At 70.0% G+C, this 18,270-nt stretch carries 16 protein-coding genes; 8 read left to right on the forward strand and 8 right to left on the reverse strand.

Annotation, left to right across the window (positions count from 1 at the left end; all coding sequences use genetic code 11):
• A complete protein-coding gene (locus tag HNQ61_RS02885) occupies positions 1 to 960 on the reverse strand; it encodes a YncE family protein (protein ID WP_170031556.1) in 960 nt (319 codons plus the stop codon).
• Between the two features lie 106 nt (positions 961 to 1,066).
• Between HNQ61_RS02885 and HNQ61_RS02890 the strand changes: the two genes are divergently transcribed.
• Entirely contained in the window at positions 1,067 to 1,555 is a 489-nt protein-coding gene (locus tag HNQ61_RS02890; RefSeq protein ID WP_170031558.1) for a hypothetical protein, read from the forward strand.
• A gap of 607 nt (positions 1,556 to 2,162) precedes the next feature.
• On the opposite strand, the gene HNQ61_RS02895 is transcribed toward HNQ61_RS02890, so the two are convergent.
• Complete coding sequence (locus HNQ61_RS02895; RefSeq protein WP_170031561.1) at positions 2,163 to 2,630, reverse strand: hypothetical protein; 468 nt, start codon at positions 2,628 to 2,630, stop codon at positions 2,163 to 2,165.
• Positions 2,631 to 3,316: 686 nt separating this feature from the next.
• Between HNQ61_RS02895 and HNQ61_RS02900 the strand changes: the two genes are divergently transcribed.
• From HNQ61_RS02900 to HNQ61_RS02930, 7 genes are all read left to right on the forward strand, one after another.
• Positions 3,317 to 4,063, forward strand: coding sequence for an MBL fold metallo-hydrolase (locus tag HNQ61_RS02900; protein WP_170031564.1), 747 nt, complete (start codon positions 3,317 to 3,319; stop codon positions 4,061 to 4,063).
• The gene (locus HNQ61_RS02905) at positions 4,053 to 4,775 is read left to right on the forward strand and encodes a M15 family metallopeptidase (RefSeq protein ID WP_221239640.1); all 723 of its coding nucleotides are present in this window, start codon (positions 4,053 to 4,055) and stop codon (positions 4,773 to 4,775) included. The genes HNQ61_RS02900 and HNQ61_RS02905 overlap by 11 nt, the downstream gene beginning before the upstream one ends.
• Positions 4,772 to 5,431, forward strand: coding sequence for a hypothetical protein (locus HNQ61_RS02910; protein ID WP_183685444.1), 660 nt, complete (start codon positions 4,772 to 4,774; stop codon positions 5,429 to 5,431). Before HNQ61_RS02905 ends, HNQ61_RS02910 begins: the two co-directional genes overlap by 4 nt.
• A gap of 56 nt (positions 5,432 to 5,487) precedes the next feature.
• Positions 5,488 to 6,123 (forward strand): hypothetical protein, encoded by a 636-nt coding sequence (locus HNQ61_RS02915; protein ID WP_170031572.1) that lies wholly within the window; start codon positions 5,488 to 5,490, stop codon positions 6,121 to 6,123.
• Between the two features lie 63 nt (positions 6,124 to 6,186).
• On the forward strand, positions 6,187 to 6,822 hold the full coding sequence (locus HNQ61_RS02920) for a hypothetical protein (protein ID WP_183685442.1): 636 nt from the start codon (positions 6,187 to 6,189) through the stop codon (positions 6,820 to 6,822).
• A gap of 86 nt (positions 6,823 to 6,908) precedes the next feature.
• Positions 6,909 to 7,487 carry a DsbA family oxidoreductase gene (locus tag HNQ61_RS02925; RefSeq protein WP_170031578.1) on the forward strand — a complete coding sequence of 193 codons (579 nt, stop codon included), beginning with the start codon at positions 6,909 to 6,911 and terminating at the stop codon, positions 7,485 to 7,487.
• Positions 7,488 to 7,530: 43 nt separating this feature from the next.
• On the forward strand, positions 7,531 to 7,815 hold the full coding sequence (locus tag HNQ61_RS02930) for a hypothetical protein (protein WP_170031581.1): 285 nt from the start codon (positions 7,531 to 7,533) through the stop codon (positions 7,813 to 7,815).
• Between the two features lie 158 nt (positions 7,816 to 7,973).
• On the opposite strand, the gene HNQ61_RS02935 is transcribed toward HNQ61_RS02930, so the two are convergent.
• The 6 genes from HNQ61_RS02935 to HNQ61_RS02960 form a co-directional block, all read right to left on the reverse strand.
• A complete protein-coding gene (locus tag HNQ61_RS02935; protein WP_170031584.1) occupies positions 7,974 to 9,119 on the reverse strand; it encodes a THUMP domain-containing class I SAM-dependent RNA methyltransferase in 1,146 nt (381 codons plus the stop codon).
• 725 nt (positions 9,120 to 9,844) lie between these two features.
• A complete protein-coding gene (locus HNQ61_RS02940; protein WP_170031587.1) occupies positions 9,845 to 11,476 on the reverse strand; it encodes a sigma 54-interacting transcriptional regulator in 1,632 nt (543 codons plus the stop codon).
• Positions 11,477 to 11,623: 147 nt separating this feature from the next.
• Positions 11,624 to 12,739 (reverse strand): glycine cleavage system aminomethyltransferase GcvT, encoded by a 1,116-nt coding sequence (gene gcvT / locus HNQ61_RS02945; protein ID WP_170031590.1) that lies wholly within the window; start codon positions 12,737 to 12,739, stop codon positions 11,624 to 11,626.
• A gap of 594 nt (positions 12,740 to 13,333) precedes the next feature.
• Positions 13,334 to 13,624 (reverse strand): hypothetical protein, encoded by a 291-nt coding sequence (locus HNQ61_RS02950; protein ID WP_170031593.1) that lies wholly within the window; start codon positions 13,622 to 13,624, stop codon positions 13,334 to 13,336.
• A gap of 671 nt (positions 13,625 to 14,295) precedes the next feature.
• A complete protein-coding gene (locus HNQ61_RS02955; RefSeq protein ID WP_170031596.1) occupies positions 14,296 to 16,164 on the reverse strand; it encodes a thiamine pyrophosphate-binding protein in 1,869 nt (622 codons plus the stop codon).
• Entirely contained in the window at positions 16,161 to 18,179 is a 2,019-nt protein-coding gene (locus HNQ61_RS02960; protein ID WP_170031599.1) for a flavin monoamine oxidase family protein, read from the reverse strand. Before HNQ61_RS02960 ends, HNQ61_RS02955 begins: the two co-directional genes overlap by 4 nt.
• Positions 18,180 to 18,270 lie beyond the last annotated feature (91 nt).

Raw genomic sequence — 18,270 nt, forward strand, 5'->3', positions numbered from 1 at the left:
TCAGGGCAGAACCTTGAGCCCGCGCCGGTCCAGCAGGTAGAGGCGCCCCTCCACGCCGTACGCGGCGTCCAGGGGCGCCTCCTGCATCCGGTCCACCACCTCGCCGGTGGCGGCGTCCAGCACCACCATCCGCGCGCCCCGCCCGCGCCCGAACACCGCCACCCGCGTTCCCGCGGGGTTCACCCGCAGCCGCACCTCGTCGCTGTCCCCCGCCACGCGCGGCGCCTGGGCCCACAGCCGCGGAAGCCCGTCGCGTTCATGGCGCAGCCGCACCACGCGCCCGTCCGCCACCCCGAAGAGCGAGCCGTCTTCCGCCGCGGTCAGGCCGCGCAGGGGAACGGGCTGGTCGGTGGCGAACAGAATGCGCCCGCTGGCCGCGTCGTGCACGCGCACGGCGGCGGGGGCCTCGCCGGCGGCGGCCACGGACACGTACACGCGGTCGCCCAGCGGCGACACGGCCATCCCCACGGCTTCGCCGCCCGCTTCCGGCCATCCCCACGCGGGGCGCAGGGTGGCGGCGTCCAGACCCACCACGCCGCCCTGCCGGTTGGCGGCGAATGCCCAGGCGCCGCGCGGGTCCAGCGCCACCACGCGGGTGCCGGACGCCGACCAGCCGCGCACCGCCTTGCCGCCGCGCGCGTCCGCGCGGGCCACGGTGCGGCCCACGGCCATCATCACCCGGCCGTTGCCCACGGCGAGGACGCGGGGAATGTCGCGGCCGCCGAGGACGATTTCGGCGACGGGGCGGCCGGCGGTGTCGTAGGCGGTCAGGCGGCCGGGACGGCCCACCCAGGCACGGCGGGCGGAGTCCACGGCCAGCGTGGCGCCGTCCGGCATGCTGTCGGGGAGGGCGATGGTGCGCACGCCCTCCACCGTGTCCGGCTCGCGGCAGGCCGCCGCGGCCAGCAGGGCCAGCACCAGGGCGGCGGCCCGGGCCCTTGCGGGGGCCGGGCGCCGCATGGAATCATTCCCCACGCGCCGGAGTACCAGTGCCGGGCCCGGACCGCCGGGCTCCGCGCCCTTCCGGACGGTTCGCGTGCACCACATCCAACTGACGTTCCGACGCATGCCCAGAGTTGCCCCCGCCGTGGTTGTCGTTCTGCTGCTTGCCGCCTGCGGCGGGTCGCGCCCCACCGCCCAGCAGCGGGAGGAGCGCACCGAAGCCCGCCGCCAGGCCTGCATCGCCGAGGCGCTGCAGGCGCGCGGACGCGTTCGCGTGGCGCGGCTTGACACCATGCTGGCGCAGATGCCCGGCGGCGGAACCTCGCCCGGGCTGCGCGCGCCGCACACGTTCGCCCAGGTGTACGCCACCTACGCGGACCTTCGCGCGCACGAGGCGGCGTACGTGGATTCCGCCGCGCACTCCGAGAGCAAGGAAGACTCCACCCGGTTCGTGCAGTCGGCGGGAAGCTTTCGCGTAAACCGCCCCGCGCCGGGAAGCGTGGAGGAAAACGTGATCCGCGACTACCAGCGCGACCTGGCCGCCTCGCGCCGGAATCCCGAGCATCCGTGCAACCGCCTGGTGGACGACGTGGCGGAAAAGGCGGAGGACTGAGTGCGGCGGGTTGATGGATGACGATGGGGCGGATCTCCGGTTCTGGAGATCCGCCCCATTTTTTTCGGTCGATGATCGGACATCCTATCAATCGAGCGACAAGCGGAGTTTCGCTCGGCGGCGGGCCGGGAGGCCCCACCCCCGGCACCCCTCCCCGTGCAAACTGCCGCACGGAGAGGGGAGAACGACGGGTCATCTCGTTCTGGATGGTGCCGATGCGCGGAAAGGGCCCCCTCCCCCCAGCCCCCTCCACCCGCTCCGCGGGAGAGGGGGAGCCGTTCGGTGCGGGGGGAAATTCGGCGCGGTGAGGCGGATTTCGCATGTGCTTGCTCGACGCGGTTGAAGCCTCGAACGGGGCGCGAATAGCGCCGTGTCGGGGGTTCCCGCTGTTTGAGCGGCGGATTCATTCGCTCTGGGTTGCCAGCGATCCGCGCCGAACTCACTCCCCGGACCACACTGCTTTTGAGCAGGTGAGGCGTCACGCCGTTTCTGTGAGGCTTTCCACCGTTGTTGCGGCAACTCAGTCGCTCACGCGGGCGCCGGATGAGAAAAAGGCGGATCGGACGATGATGTCCGATCCGCCTTTTCGTTTACCGCCAGGACCGCGTCAGCGCTTGGGGTGGTGCCCCGAGTGGCCGGCCGCGGGCGCCGCCGGAGTGGCGGGCGCGGAATGGGCGCCGTGGCCGGCTCCGTGTCCCTCGCCGTGCGCCGCTGCGGGCGCCGGGCTCGCGGCCTGGATGGCCGCCAGACGCTGCACCTGCTCCGGCGTCAGAACGGCGCGCGCCTGGCTCTCCCAGCGCTCGTTGATGGCCGCCATCTCCGCGTGGTGCCGTGCTTCCTCGGCCTCGGTGGGCGTGGAGGCGTGCATGGGGCCGCAGTGAATGCGGTGCGCCTCACGCAGCGAGTCGCGCGCGACGGTGATGCGAGAGAACTGCGCGGCGGACAGGCGAAGCTCCTCGCGGCGCTCCAGCGCGGCGAACGGGCTGGGCTGCTGCTGCGCGGGGGCAGCCTGTGCGCTCAGCAGGGCGGGCGCACCAAGAGCCGCGACCAGCGCAGCGCCGAAAAGACGGTTCATGGGAGTCCTGGAATGCGTGCGAAGGTGGATCGGCGGAACGGAATCCACCGGGCGGGACCCTCAGAATCTAGCTCGTTCCCCGCTCTGCTACAACCTCCGCCGTGCGCTTCCCCGCCCCGCGCCGTCCCGCGATCCGTCATCGAGCGGGACGATAAGGATGATGATCATAGCGTCATGCGACCGCGCGCCGTGATTCACTCGTGCCGCGCGGGACGTGTTGCTTGATCTGCACGAAAGCGATGCCGGTGCGGATTTCCCCCCTTCTGTGCGTCTGTTTGGACGGGACGCCAGGGAGGCCGGGGAAGGACCTGCGGACGCGGGCCGAACCCGCCTCCGCGCCGCACGGCTCCCCCTCTCCCGCGGAGCGGGTGGAGGGGGCTGGGGGGAGGGGGCCCTTTCGGCGCATCGGCACCCTCCGGAACGAGACGACCCCGTCGTTCTCCCCTCTCCGTGCGGCAGTTTGCACGGGGAGGGGCCTCCCGGCCCGCCGACGAGCGACACATTCCGCAACAGACCTGAGCCGGTCGACTCCCGCTCTCGACGGTCGAGAACAGGCGCGAACTTTCGCCGGCCTGCAATCGATTCTGCTCTCACCACCTGCCTCCCCGCGAGACGCCGCGGGTTGCCGGGCGGGCGCGGGCGGCGCATCATCCATCCACAACGCTCACGATCACAGGAGACAGCGCATGGCGACGGTTCACCTTCTGGGCACGGGGGCCGGGTTCAGCGGCCCGGAACGCACCACCACCATGCTCGCGTTCGAGAGCGACGGACGCTCCGTGGTGGTGGACTGCGGGGGCGACGTGGTGCAGCGCCTGCTGGTTTCAGGCGTGGACCTGGGCGGCATCGAGGCGATGATCGTGACGCACGAGCACCCGGACCACGTGTCGGGATTCGCGCTGTTCATCGAAAAAATCTGGCTGTCCGGCCGCCGCGATCCGCTGCCCGTCATCGGCATCCGCCCGGCGATCGACCAGGCGCGGCGCGTGTGGGAGGCGTTCCGCACGGAATCGTGGGACGTGCCGGAGATCCAGTGGCGCGAGGTGGCGCACGAGGCCGGCGCCGAGGTGCTGGTGAACGAGCGGTGGCGGATCACGTGCGCACCCGGCGTCCACGGCGCGCCTGTCGTGGGGCTGCGCGTGAAGGACGTGCGCGGCGGCGGCGTCTGCGCGTACTCGTGCGATACAGCCATGTGCGAACCGATCACGGAGATGTCGCGCGGCGCGGGACTGCTGGTGCACGAGGCGACTGGAACGGAACTGGGCGGGCACACCACGCGCGAACAGGCGGCGCAGGTGGCCGTCCAGGCGGGCGCGGGGCGGCTGGTACTGGTGCACCTTCCGCCGGCGATGACGGATGAGCTACTCGACGAGGCGCGGGCCATCTTTCCCGCCACCGAGTTCGGCGTGGACGGGGCGCGATATGACTTCTGAGTGGATGATGGGCGCGGCGGCCGCCATCGCCTTTTCCGCCTGCGCGCCCGCCGTGGGGACGACCGCGCCCGCCGCCGCTCCGCCCGTGACGGCGCCGGTCGGCGTGCCGGCGGTGGCGGATCGGGATGGGGAGTGCGCGCTTCCGGCGGGAACCGTGCTGGTGGACGTCCGCCAGGCGGATGCGACCATCCGCTCGGACGTGCGCTACGCGACGGCAAACAACTTCACCGGCGCCGTGCTTCCCGGCTACGAGCGGCCCGTCGCCCTGCTGCGCGCGGAGGCGGCGCAGGCGCTGGGGCGCGTGCAGCGGCGGCTGCGCACGGACGGCGTGGGGCTCAAGGTGTTCGACGGATACCGGCCCATCCGTGCCACCCAGGCGATGGTGAACTGGGCGCAGCGCACCGGCAACCAGTGGGTGCTGGACCAGGGCTACGTCGCCGGGATCAGCGGCCACAACCGCGCGGGCACGGTGGACCTGACGCTGGTAGACCTGCGCACTGGCGGCGAGGTGGACATGGGGACAGCGTACGACACCTTTTCCGCCGCGGCCCACACCGCCAACGCGGCCGGAACCATCGCCGCGAACCGGCAGCGGCTCGTCCGCGCGATGGCGGCTGAGGGATTCCGCAACTACGACAAGGAGTGGTGGCACTTCACCCTTCCCGGCGACTTCCCCCCGCTGGACGCCCCGCTCCGCTGCTTCGGCGGATGATCATCCCCGTGCGCCGCCGGGCCTGGTTCGCCGCCCTGCTGCTCATCGCAAGCGCCGGCGTGTCGGCGTGCGCCCGGCCGGAACCCGCGAGCAATCCGCGTGTGACATCCTCCGCGGTCCCGGCCGCCCGCGTGGATCCGGATACCGTGACGGCGGCCGAGTACGAGGTGTACTCCGCCCTGCTGGGGGGTGACTGGCGCGACACATCGTACGTGGTCGTTGAGGACGAGACGGAAGATCGGGCGATGCGGGTCGGGCGGGAGCGGATGAAGCGGGCCGGCGAGCTGGGCGTCTCCGATTCCGTCATCGCTGACTATGACCGGCTGAACGCGCGCAACCATCGGCTGCACAATGCGTTTGCGTCCCGCGAGCGCGTGCGGATGGCGGGCCCGCGCGAGCTGAACGCGCTGTTCAGCGCCCAGCCCGCCGTGCCTGACGAGATCGATTCCCGATGGCTGGGTTTCCGCGCCCGCTATCCCGGCGCGACGGGTGTGGTGAGGTTTTCACGCGTGGCGTTCGCGGACTCCGGAAACACCGCCATCGTCAGCGTTTCACATGGATGCGGGGGGCTGTGCGGGGCCGGCGGGCTGCTTCGCATGGAACGGCGAGACGGTGTGTGGAAGGTGACCACCGCCACGGCACAGTGGATCAGTTGATCGCCGCGCCCGCCGGTTCCGGGCTGGCGACCCGCGCCGCTCTCTGCGTGACTCCGATGATCCAGCCTGCTCGTGGAGCCGCGCGCATCGCCGCCGTCATGATCGCGAGCGCCTGCATTGCGGCGTGCGGCCGGGGCGGGACTCGGGGTGCGGCCGGCGAGGCATGGGAGCAGGAGGCGGATTCGGCGGAATATGCGGTGACGTCCGCGCTGCTGCGCGAAAAGGTACTGGAGCCGGACCGGCCCTACGTGCTCATCCGCGACAGCACGGCCGCGGATCGTTTTCAGGATGGCGAGGACATCGTGAGGCAGACGTCGCGGAGCCTGCGTGTGCCCGCGTCGTTCGTGCGGAAGTGGGTGCGGCTCAATGCGCGCCGCCATCCGCTTCGCCCCGCCTTTGCGCTGGGACGCGACACACGGCTCATCACCCGCGGCGAAGAAGATTCGCTGACCACCGACACTGCGCGAGGTCCCATGGCGGACGAGGGCTGGAAGAAGTTCGCGGAGCGCCATCCCAAAGCCGCCGGAGTCGCGTGGGTTTCGCGCGTCGTGTTCACGCCGGATGGACGCACCGCGCTCGCCAGCTACGGAATGACCTGCGGATTCCTCTGCGGCCAGGGCGCAACCGTGCGGATGGACCGGGTGCGCGGCGAGTGGAAGGTGACGGCTTCCGCGACGACGTGGGTAAGCTGACGGCGGTTTCGGCGGACAGCCGGTCTGCTGCGCGATGACTGATGAATCCGAGGATCGACTCCCGTGCTGCCCAGGACCGTACCGATGCCACGCCTTTGCCCCATGCTCGCCCTCGCGGCCGCGGCGCTGTCGATGAGCGCCTGCGAGGCGCGGACCGGGCCGGTGGGACGCTCGGCTACCGTCGCGAGCACGCCAGCCTCCGCATCTGCGGTGGGTCCGGCCGAGTACGCGGTGCTTTCCGCGCTGCTCCGCGCCGAAGTCATCGACGAGGAGCGCTCGTATCTGCTGATCAGCGACAGCACGCAGAAACTGGAAGATTTCCGCGGGACTCACACCCCAGAGGCGATCGCGACAAGGCTCCGGCTCCCGGTATCCGTCATCCACGAGTACAACCGGCTCAACGAACGGCACTATCCGCTGCGGCAAGCGTTCGCGCTCGGGAGCAGGACGGAGATGATGAGCGCTGCCGGCCTCGATTCCCTCAACGGGGAGAGATGGCAGGCGTTCGGCCGGCGCCACCCCGGCTCCGCGGGTGTCGCCCTTGTTTCGCGCGTGGCGTTCACGCCGGACGGAAAGACGGCGGTCGCCAGCTACACCGTGCTCTGCGGAGGCCTGTGCGGGACGTCCGCGCTCGTTCGGCTGGATCTGACCGACGGCGAATGGAAGGCGACTGCCTACGCGATGCAGTTAGTCAGTTGATGCATGCCGTCGCGGGCTTGCGGGGCACGATGCGGCGGGGCAGATTCCGGCGCTTCTGATTGCCGTCCATTCGCGGGAAAGCCTGCATGGCCGCTGTGCCGCTGGTGGTGTTTTCTGACTTTGCGTGTCCGTTTTCGTACGTGACGGACGCGCAGGTGCGGCGCATGGAGCGGGACGGCGAGGTGCAGGTCACGCGGCTTGCGTACGAGTTGCACCCCGCGCCTGCGCCGCTTCCGGCCGTGGACTCCGGGTGGATGGAGGCGCTGCGGCCGCTGGCGGCGGAACTGGATCTGCCGCTGGCCGCGCCGGCCGTCCCGGTCCGCACGCGCAAGGCGCACGAGGCCGCGCTGTTCGCCGAGCACAAGGGCGTGGGGCCGCAGATGCGCGAGGCCATCTTTCGCGCGTACTTCGCGGAAGGGCGAGACATCGGCCGCATCGACGTGCTGGTGGACCTGGCGGTGGCGCTGGGGCTGGACCTGACGGAAACCAAGGTGGTGCTGGACGTGGACTCCGCATCCGGCCGCATCGACGCCGAGCGGGAGGCCGCGGTGAACGCCGGGGTGACGGGCACGCCCACGCTGGTGGCGGGAACCGGGGATGAGGCGCGGTGGATCGTGGGCGCGCGGCCGTTCGGGGAACTGCGGGCGGAGATCCTGGGATCGTGATTTCGCGGGGCGCACGTGCCCCATTGCACAGGAAATGAGAGCGATGTCGGATTACGAGCGTTTGACGGCGCTGTCCACCAGCGAGATCTGGGCGCGGACGGACGAGATCCTCACCACGCGCGGCGAGCTGGCCGCGAGCGCCGAGGGCCACCACAGCCGCACCTGGTCCGGCGCGGAGGGCACGGTGCATGTGGACATCCACCGCCACGGCCCGTCCGCGGTGGTCACCATCCGCACGGACCGGCTGCGCACGTCCAAGATCGACGGCGTGGTCCGTCATCTGATGAACCAGCTTCCGTACCAGCCGGGCGATCCGGAGCGCGAGTAATCGCCCGTACGTAAACGACAAGAGAAAGGCCGGCCCCGTTCGCGGAAGCCGGCCTTTTTGTGGTTCGAACCCAGACGACAAACATCACGCAGAGCAGCAGAGGAGCAGAGGACCGCTTTTCTCTGCTCCTCTGCTGCTCTGCGTGAGACCGTTGTTTCTCAGTCCGCCGTCGCGAGGACGAGGTGGACGGGGATGCCGCCGTTGCTGGTGCGGAACACTTCGCGAAAGGGCAGCCCCACGTGCCCCTCCAGCTGCTTGTCGGCGGAAAGCAGGCCCAGGGTGTAGCCCGGCGCGCGCTCCACCAGCGTGCGCCCCATGACGGCATACAGGTTCCGCAGCGGCTCGCGCTCGCCCACGCGCACGCCGTACGGCGGGTTGCAGAGGATGATTCCCGCCTCAGCGGGCGGCTCGATTGCCGACAGCGAGCGCACGCTGAAGCCGATGTCCACACCCACGCCCGCGCGCTCCGCGTTGGCGATGGAGGCTTGGATGCCGCCCGCGTCGCGGTCCGAGCCGAGGATGGGCGCCGGGGCAGACGGCAGGATCTCGCCGCGCGCGCGGTCCACCGCGGCGGACCAGGCGGCCGCGTCAAAGTCCGGCCAGGCGGAAAAGGCGTAGGCTCGCGGCTCCCGAGACGCCATCGCCAGCCCCGGAACGATGCCGCGCGCCATCAGCGCCGCCTCGATGGCGATGGTGCCCGAGCCGCACATGGGATCGATGAGTGGCGTGCGCGTATCCCACCTGCTGCCCAGGAGCATGGCGGCGGCGAGCGTTTCGCGCAGGGGCGCCTTGGCGAGCGCCTGCCGGTAGCCGCGCAGGTGCAGCAACGCGCCCGAGCTGTCCGCGCTGATCACGCACCAGTCGCGCACGAAACGGACGATGAAGAGCTGCGCGTCCGCGGCGACGTCGGCCTCGTCATCCGCCACCGTTCCCCCCTCCACCTGCCCCACCGCGCGGGCGATGGCGTCCAGCAGCCGCTGCGCGATGGCGCCCTCATGGTACAGCTTGGACTTGCGGCTGGTGACGCGCAGCCGCACCTGCCCGCCGGGCGCGATCCAGCGGGCCCAGGGCACCTTGCGGGCGTGGCGCTCCAGCTCAAAGAAGGTGCGCGCGCGGAAGCGGGCCGCGCGCACCACCACGCGGCTGGCGGTGCGCAGGCGCAGGTTGGCCTCGTGCATCTGCTCGGCGGGGCCGGTCCACGCCACGCCGCCCGGCTCCACCACGCCCTCGATGCCCAGGGCCCGCAGTTCGGCTGCGGCGAGCGGCTCCAGGCCGGGGGCGGTGATGGCGAAAAGATCCAACATCGAGGGAATAGGGAATGGGGAATAGGGAATAGGAGGTTTGGCGCGGCGGCGGCGGCGCGGGCTCCCCGGCTGTCTGGGTCGATCCACAAAAAGCGAACCGCCGGAGCCAGCGCTCCGACGGCGAGTTCATCGAACAGGACGCCCTCACCCCGCGTGCTTCGCACGACGACCCTCTCCCACGAACGGATGTGGGAGAGGGAGCACACGGCAACGGCGGGTCGGTGCGGGCGACGGGCTTCGGTGAGCGTCCCCGGCCTCGCAGGCCCCTCCCCCGGCCCCTCCCCGTGCAAACTGCGCACGGAGAGGGGAGAACTGCAACTCATCTCGCCCAACAAGGTACCGAGCGGCCGGATGGGGCCCCCTGCCCCAACCCCCTCCACCCGCTCCGCGGGAGAGGGGGAGCCGTTCGGCGCGGGGGCGGGCTTCGGCTCGCGCACGCGGTTTCGATGCAGTTGAAGCCCCGAACCGGACGCGCAAGCGGCCGGTGTCGGGGGTTCCCGCTGTCTGAGCGGCGGATTCATTCGCTCCAGACACGCGCCGCGGGATCCAGACTTCGCCCCACGCACCGAAGCATCCGCCTCCCCAACCCTCCCCCAGTCTTTTTTGGGGGAGGGTGGGCGAGTAGTACGAGCCCGGGTGGGCCGCCCGCGAACTCCGCCCCCGCTCCGATTTCTATTCCCTACTCCCTATTCCCTACTCCCTATTCCCTATTCCCTACTCCCGCCCTACTCCTCGATCCCGTACTCCTTCAACTTCCGGTACAGCGTCCGCTCCCCCATCCCCAGCATTTCCGCCGCGCGCCGCCGGTTGCCGCGGCTGTGCAGCAGCGCCGCCGTAATCGCCTCGCGCTCCATCTGCGTGATGGTCATCCCCGGACGGAAAACGATCGTGCCCTCCTCGCGCGGGGGCGGCTCGGGCTCGTGCGGCACGGTTTCCACCGCGACGGGAAGGCCGATGGGAATGGGCTGGTAGCCGCCGAACGGCAGCGGGCCGGAAGGGATCGATCCGCCCTCGTGCTGGCGGGAACGGTACACCTCGAACTCCCGCCGCAGGTCCTCCATGTCCACCCGCAGATCAAACAGCGTCCGCAGGATGAACTCCATCTCCGGCGACGGCGCCGCGGGAAGAAAGCTGCCTCCGCCGTTCAGCTGCGACGCGCCGCTGTTCAGCTGGGCCGCGCCGCTGCTCACCTGCGGCTGCGGGGTGACGGGAACCGGAAGGAGCGAGTCGCGGCGGCGGTAGCGCACGTCCGCCGGAATGTCTTCCGGGCGAATGACGCGGCCGGGCGCCAGCACCACCATGCTTTCCACCAGGTTGCGCAGCTCGCGCACGTTTCCCGGCCAGTCGTAGTCGATCAGAATCTGCAGCGCCTGTGGATCGATCCCCACGAACGAACGGTCGTGCTCCGCGCTGAACTGCTGAATGAACCGGTCAATGAGCCGCTGAATGTCCTCGCGCCGCGCGCGCAGGGGCGGCAGATCGATCCGCAGCACGTTCAGGCGGTGATACAGATCGCGCCGGAAGTGGCCCAGCTGCACTTGGTCGCGCAGGTCGCGGTTGGTGGCGGCAACCACGCGCACGTCCACGCGGATGCTTTCCTCGCCGCCCACCCGGCGAAACTCCCGCTCCTCCAGCACGCGCAGCAGCTTGGTCTGCGTGCCGGCAGGCATTTCGCCCAGTTCGTCCAGAAAGATGGTGCCGCCGTTGGCCAGCTCAAAAAAGCCCTTGCGGCGGTCCGTGGCGCCGGTGAACGAGCCCTTTTCGTGGCCGAACAGCTCGCTTTCCAGAAGCGTGTCCGGCAACGCGGCCACGTTGACGGCGATGAACGGCCGGTGCCGCCGCGGCGACAGCGCGTGAATGCCGCGCGCCACCAGTTCCTTGCCCGTTCCGCTTTCCCCCAGGATCAGCGCGGTGGAGTTGACCGGAGCAATCTGAACGATGCGCTCCAGCACCTCTTCCATCGCCTCGGTGTCGCCGACGATGCCGGTGATTTCCCGCAGTTCCTCGCGCTGCACCAGCCGTTTTCCGACAAGCGCGACCTCATCCGCCTCGATCGGCTTGGGAAAGCACTCGCTGAGCCCCAGCTGGCGGCAGATGTCGCGCCCCGTGGGCTCCGTCGGCTCGGTGAGACCGATGACCGGCAGCCGCCCCCGCTCGCGCGCCGCGGTGATGAGCGCACGGGCGCGCCGCTCCCGCAGCCCGCCGGTGATCACCACCAGCACCGGCTCGGCGAGCGCGTCGGACAGGCTCTCGCCCGGGGCCAGCAGCTCCACGCGAAGCTGCTGCGCCTCGAACGCGGCCCGCAGACGGACCGCGGGCTCCAGGTCGTCGGTGGTGATGAGTACGGCTTCCGCCACGATCGGGGACAGTGCGGTATGCGGGGTTCAGGGATGGAAGAAGAAAGCGCCCAGTGCCAAGTCCCAAGTGCCCAGATGGACGACTCAACCCCCGTCGTTTCTGATCTGCACTGGGCACCGGGCACTTTTCGCACTGGGCACTTTCCTTCAGTCCTTGCGGACCGTGCCTTCCTTGTGGAACGGCGGGCGAACGACCTCCGCCGGGATCGCCTGGCCGCGGATCACGATGCCGATCTCCGTGCCCGGCTTGGCCGAGGCGGCGGGGACGTACGCCATCCCGATTCCGTCACCCAGCGTGGGGCTCACGGTGCCGCTGGTCACGATTCCCGCTTCAGCGCCATCCACCGACACCGGGTAGCCGTGGCGCGGAAAGCCGCGCTCCTTGAGGCGGAAGCCGACCAGCTTGCGCTTCGGCCCCTCCGCCTTGACGGCGAGCACGGAGTCGCGGCCCACGAAGTCGCCCTTGTCCGGCTTCACCACCCAGCCCAGGCCGGCTTCCAGCGGCGACGTATCCTCATCCAGGTCGTTGCCGTACAGGGCGTAGCCCATCTCCAGCCGCAGCGAGTCTCGGCAGCCCAGGCCGGCGGGAAGCAGGCCGTCTTCGCCGCCCGCTTCCAGCAGGCGCCGCCACAACCGGGGCGCATCCGCCGCCGCCACGTACAGCTCGAAGCCGTCTTCGCCCGTGTAGCCGGTGCGGCTGATGGTGGCGTGCACCCCGTCCACCTCGCCCTCCGCGAAGCGGTAGTAGCGGATGGCGTCCAGGTCCGCGCCCGTCAGCCGGCTCAGAATTTCCTGCGCGCGCGGGCCCTGCAGCGCCAGCAGCGCGATGTCGTCCGTGCGGTCCGTGAGCTCCACGCCGAACTGATCGGCGAACTGCGACACCCAGCGCCAGTCCTTGTCCTTGTTGGCGCCGTTGACGACGAGCATGTACCGGTCGGTATAGCGGTACACGATCAGGTCGTCCAGCAGCTTGCCCTCGTGGTTGAGGAGGGTGCTGTACTGCGCCTGGCCGACTTCCAGCTTCGATGCGTCGTTGGTGGACACGTGCTGCACGAAGTCCAGCGCCCGCTCGCCACGCACGTCGAACTCGCCCATGTGCGACACGTCAAACAGCCCCGCCGCGCGCCGCACCGCGTGGTGCTCGGCCGTGATGCCGGAGGGGTACTGCACCGGCATCTCATACCCCGCGAACGGGACGAGCTTGGCGTTGAGCGCGGCGTGTTCGCCGTGCAGCGGGGTGCGCAGAAGGGGTGCCTCGGCCATCGCGTGCATCGGGGTGCGGGTGCTTGCTCCGGGTCAGAAGTCTGCCAATCTAGCATGCCCGGACCGCACGGGCGAGGGTTTCGGTGCGGGATGGGGGGTGCGGGTGGATGCGTGGCGGAGGTGATCATGGATGCCAGGGACACACCGGTTCGGTGCTCCACGGAGATCACGGCGTGCGATCCGGGCTTCGGGGCCCCTCCCCCGGCCCCTCCCCGTGCAAACAGACGCACGGAGAGGGGAGAACGGAAGATCAGTGTGCTTCGGATGGTTTGGCTCGGCCGCAGGCAGCCCTCACCCCCCGGCCCCCTCTCCCGCAAGCGGGAGAGGGGGAGACCTGAGCACGGGAGCGGGCGGTGGTGCAGGTCGCGCAGCATGAGGCAGTTGAAGCCCCGATCGTGGACGCGACAGCGGCCGCGAGTCGGGGGTTCCCGCTGTTTGAGCGGCGGATTCATCCGCTCAGGATACCTCGCCGCCGGCACTGATTCCAGGCAATTTCGGCATTGTCGTTTGATCAACGCGCGGCGGAGAAGCAAAAAACCGGGGGAGGACGCGATGCAGCGTCTTCCCCCGGTCTCTGTTACCTGCGCACGATGGTTACCGCGTGTGGGCCACCTCGCGAAAGCGGTCGCGCTCGCGCTGCGGAAAGAGCGCCAGCAGGCGCGGACGGCGGCGGCGCTCCCGCTGCTCGCGCGTGGCCAGGACGCGCGTGGCGGCCTTGGCGGGCTGGGTGGCGCGTAGCCAGCGGTCCGCAAAGCTGTGCAGGCGAACGACGCGCCAGTCGTGGCCCGTGCGCCAGATGACGTAGTGGCGGCCGGTCTGGTCGACCATGCGCAACGCGGCTTCCTCCGCCAGACTTCGGGCGAGGTAGCGGTGCTTCTGAGACATCGGATGGTGCGGGGATCAAGCAGAAGAGAGGCCCGAAGCGAGTCGCCGGGTCGCAAGCAATCTCGCGCATTTTTCGGCGTCCGCAAGCGGAACGAGTGTCCATTCCGGGCTGCTCCGGACCGGCGTTGCAGCTGGATGGAAATTCGGGATTTTGTCACTCGGAGAAACATGCGGACATTGCGCTCCCGGAGGGCCCGCTATGTCGATCACCGCAAATCAGTTATGACGATGTCCGGGCGGGAGGCCGGACACGAGCGGTGCCGATCCGCGGGGACAGGCGACACTCTGATGCAGCCGGCCCGGTCGAGGCGCATTCGGATAGGCCCCCTCCCCCCAGCCCCCTCCACCCGCTCCGCGGGAGAGGGGGAGCCGGGCGGTGCGGACGACAGGTTCGGCGCGCGTCCGGCACCTCGCGGGCCCCTCCCCCGGCCCTCCCCGTGCAAACAGACGCACGGAGAGGGAGAATTCACACCGGGATCCGTGGACTCGTGCGGTCGAAGCCCCGAACCGGACGCGCCAGCGGCCGGTGTCGGGGCTTCCCGCTGTTTGAGCGGCGGATTCATTCGCTCAAGATACTCGCCGCCACGCCCGATTCCGCCGCCCGCAGCCCATCCCTCGCCAGCGGTTCGTGGCGGGGCGTCCCAGTGAGCATCAACCGATCAGGACCCGCCTCAGTGCGGGGCGGGCGGGCAGTGATCGGCGACCTCGTAGCCGATGGCGCGCGGATAGTCGGTGCGGGCGAGGCGCACCTGCACCAGCACCGGGCCGCGGTTCACGCCATCATCCTCATCCGCCAGCACGCGCAGCAGTTCATCCAGTTCCGCGTGCGTGGCGACCTCGTACCCCGTCATGGGCGTGCCCGGCGCGGAAAAGACGTCGGCCAGGCGGCTGTACTTCCACGGATGCAGCTCGTTGTAGAAGCTGGGCGCCTCGCCGGACGCCGGGTCGTAGAAGCACGGATGCACCAGCATCTGCTCGATGCCGTAGAAGTCGTCGTTGTTCATCACCCACACGACGGTGTTCTGCCGCAGCCGCGTGTGCGTGCTCAGCTCCTGGCAGGTTTCCTGGAACGATCCATCGCCCACAAAGGCAAAGGCGCGCTTGTCCGGCCGCGCCGCCTTGACGCCCGTCACCGCGCCCACGCTGTAGCCGATGGCCAGCCACGAGCCCTGGCAGAAGTAGCTGCGCGGCTGCGGCATCTTGAGGTTCTGCGATCCCAGCAGCGAGAACCCCGCGTCCGAAACCACCACGTACGGCGACACCGCCTCCGTCCCTTCCCCGCTGGCCGACGCGTCCAGAAAGCCGCTGATGCGCTGAAAGAACGAGTCGTACGTCAGCGCCTGCGCCGCGGGCGACGGCTCATCCAGCGCGGCGATGAACTCCGCGCGACTGCCGATTCCGTTTGCGGGCGCATCATCCATCGCGACGGCGGCCGCGGCCCGGGCGCGGTAGTAGTCCGTCTTCCATCCACCCGTCCCCGTGCGCTCCGCGTCGGCCCGGCACTGCACCAGCGCGTCGCGGAGATGGGTGATGAACTCGCCCAGCTTGACGTCGGGAAAGTACTGCGATCCCACGCTCACGCCCTGGTGCGCGGCCACGATCCAGTCCTCGCCCACGTCGCGGGTGCCGCCCAGGTTCTTGCTGGTGCTCCACGATCCCAGCCCGATGCGGCACCGCGCCACGTCCTTGAAGATCTCCCGCACCTCCGGCAGGCTGGCCTTGCCGTTGTACACGCCGTGGAAGAGGGGATGGTTCTCGCTCACCACCGACTTCCCGCCGATGGTGGTACAGAACGGAATCCCCGTCGCATCCACCAGCGAGGTGAACTCGGACCGCAGCCCGTAGCGGTCGATCTCTTCCCCGCCCCACAGGATGGGCGCGCCCAGTTGGCAGACGCGGTCCACCGCCGCGCGCACCGCCCGGTCGCGCATCACCTCGTTTGCCCTCGTCGTGGGCCGCGGGAGCGCGGTGATGACGCCGCGCGGCTCGGCGCACGGGCCGGCCCACACGTTTTCCCACACCTCCAGGTACACGGGGCGCCGCTCGGTCAGGCACGTCGTGAGCAGCGCGTCGATCTGCGTGGGCGCCAGCGTGGCGTTGCTGATGACCTGCGCGTCGGCGGTCACCTGGCGGTAGGCGTCCACGTTGCTGCGCGTGTTGGGGCTCATGTGGCTGGTGAGCAGCCCGATGGCGCGCAGGTTCTGCCACTGCTCGTACGTGGGCGCGCCGGTGATGACGATCACCGGAATCTCTTCCACATACGATCCGCCCACCGGCTGAATGACGCTGAGCGCGCCCACGCCGTAGGTGACGGCCACGGCCCCCGGCCCGCCTGTGGCCCGCGCGTAGCCGTCCGCCGCGTATCCGGCGTTGATCTCGTTGCAGTTGCCCACCCACGCCACCCCGGCATCCACCACCGCGGGGAGGAAGGGCCCCAGGTGGTTGCCGGGAACGCCGAACAGGTGGGTGATCCCCAGCTGCGACAACCGCGCGGCAAGATAGCGCGCCACCGTCCACGATCCGCCCGCCGCGCCGCTCACGAGGCCTCCTTCACGCCACCGTTCACCTCCACCGCCGCGCGCACCGCCGATTCCACCGCGCCCTCGATCCACGCGTGCTTGAGCGACGTATGCTCCCCCGCGAAGTGCACCGGCCCCTCCGGCGTGGGGATGTTGAGATGGAACTGCGTCAGCTGCCCGGGGGTGAAGACGGCCGCCTCGCCGAACGCGTAGCGGTTGCGCAGCCAGCTCTGCGTCTGCCCGAACCCGGTGTAGAATACCTCGATGCGCCGGCCGTGCAGCGACTGCAGCCCCCGGAGCGCGAACATGTAGCGCTCATCATCGCTCATGGAATCCCACCGCGCCGCGTCGTCCGCCCAGCTGTAGCTGGCGAGCACCACGCCGCCCGGGCTCCCCTCCACCGGGTGCGACGGGTAGTACATGAAGCGGTTGGGATTGTCCGTCAGCGAGCCGCCGCCGAACGCGTGCGTGGCCTCGCGGTCCGGGGCGCGGTGGTGGCGCAGTTCCGCGTAGAACGCCCGCTCGCGCCCGCCGATGCGCGATTCATCCACCGACGGCGCCGCGCCCAGCAGCGACGTATCGCCCGTGTGCGATTCGATGTTGCTCTCCTCCTGGTACTCGCGGTACAGTCCGGGGCGAATGGCCTCCATCTCCCGCTCCCACTCTTCTTCCGTGAACTCCCACCAGCGCCGGCTGAACTCCAGCAGCACCTTGGTGGCGGAGTCGTAGTGCAGCTCGATGATGGCGCGGCGCTTCCGGTAGCTGAACATGGGATCGACGATCACGTGCCGCAGGCTGCTGAACGGAATCGTGACGATGGCCACGTCGCCGGTGAACTCCTCGAACTCCGGCGGGCGGGTGCGGCGGCCGCCCTGGTCCTCGTGCGCCTCCTCGCCCACGGTCTTGATCCACACGCGCGGCCCGTCCGGCCCCACGTGCGTGCACTGGCCGCACTCCCCGGCGCGCGCGGGATCCCAGTATTCCATCTGCACCATCCGCCGGCCCATCACGATGTGGTCGCGCAGGAATTCCAGGAATGCATACGGAAGCCGCCACGTGCCGCCCTCGATCTCCCAGTACGTGGCCTTGGGATTGATGTCGCTGCGCCCCAGAAAGCTGTGAAAGAAGGAGAGCGGCAGGCGCGAGGTGAGGTTTTCGATCGTTCCCACCGCCTCGATGGCCTCGTCGCTGAACCCGCCGTGCTCCTTGAGAAATCCCCACATGCTGTACGGGTCGAAGTCGTAGATGACCCGCGCCCACCCTTCCACCCACTCCGGGACCGGCTTGTTGACGCGCCGGCCGTCCGGCCCCACGGTGGAGTAGTAGTCGCGCACCTTGTCCACGGCCTGGTTCACCAGGTCGTTGGTCGTGGTGCCGCACAGCCGCTCCGCCATGTTGAACGTGGCGTTGATGGCCGCCGGCGCCGCGTTGTACTCGCTCTTGCGCACCTGCATGCCGTTGACGCGGATCCACGTCTGGTTGCGCGGCGTGGGCGCGACGAAGGGCACCTCCGGCTCGTGCCCCCACGTGCCGCTGCCGTCAAAGGGCGTGTAGATGGCGGGCGGCACGGTGCCGCTTCCCGTGTCCGGCTCCACGTCCACGTTGTAGAACAGCCGCCGCCGCAGCCCCAGCTTGTCGACGAGCGCCAGGGTGAGCGGATGGAAGTTGGGGAGGCGCATGGCGCCGGCTTCGGCGTACTGGCGGCGATCGCGGAAGGGCGAGGGCAGGTCCGGCCGCCACTGGTCGTAGCGAAAGGTCTTGAGGCGCCCGCCGATGCGGTTGCCGTTGGCTTCGATGATGGTGACGTGGTGGCCGGCTTCCTTGAGCAGCCATCCGGAAACCAGCCCCGCGATCCCGGCGCCCACGATAAGGACGCGCTTGGGTTCTGAGGTCTTGGGAAGTCCTTTGTCGATGAGGATTTCCAGGTACTGCTTCACCAGGTCGCGCCCGTCGTCGTCCATCATGAGCAGCATGCGGGCGAGTCGGACGCAGGTGTCCCAGCGGTCCTGATCGAAGGGCGTGGTATTGTCGGTCATGAGGGCATGAAGAGGCGGGTGGAGAACGCGCGGGCGGGGGGCCCGGCTGCCGCGCGGGGCGCGCGGCGGGATGGAGAGGCGAGGCGGAGCC

It is taken from the genome of Longimicrobium terrae (assembly GCF_014202995.1).
Classification (GTDB): Bacteria; Gemmatimonadota; Gemmatimonadetes; order Longimicrobiales; family Longimicrobiaceae; genus Longimicrobium; species Longimicrobium terrae.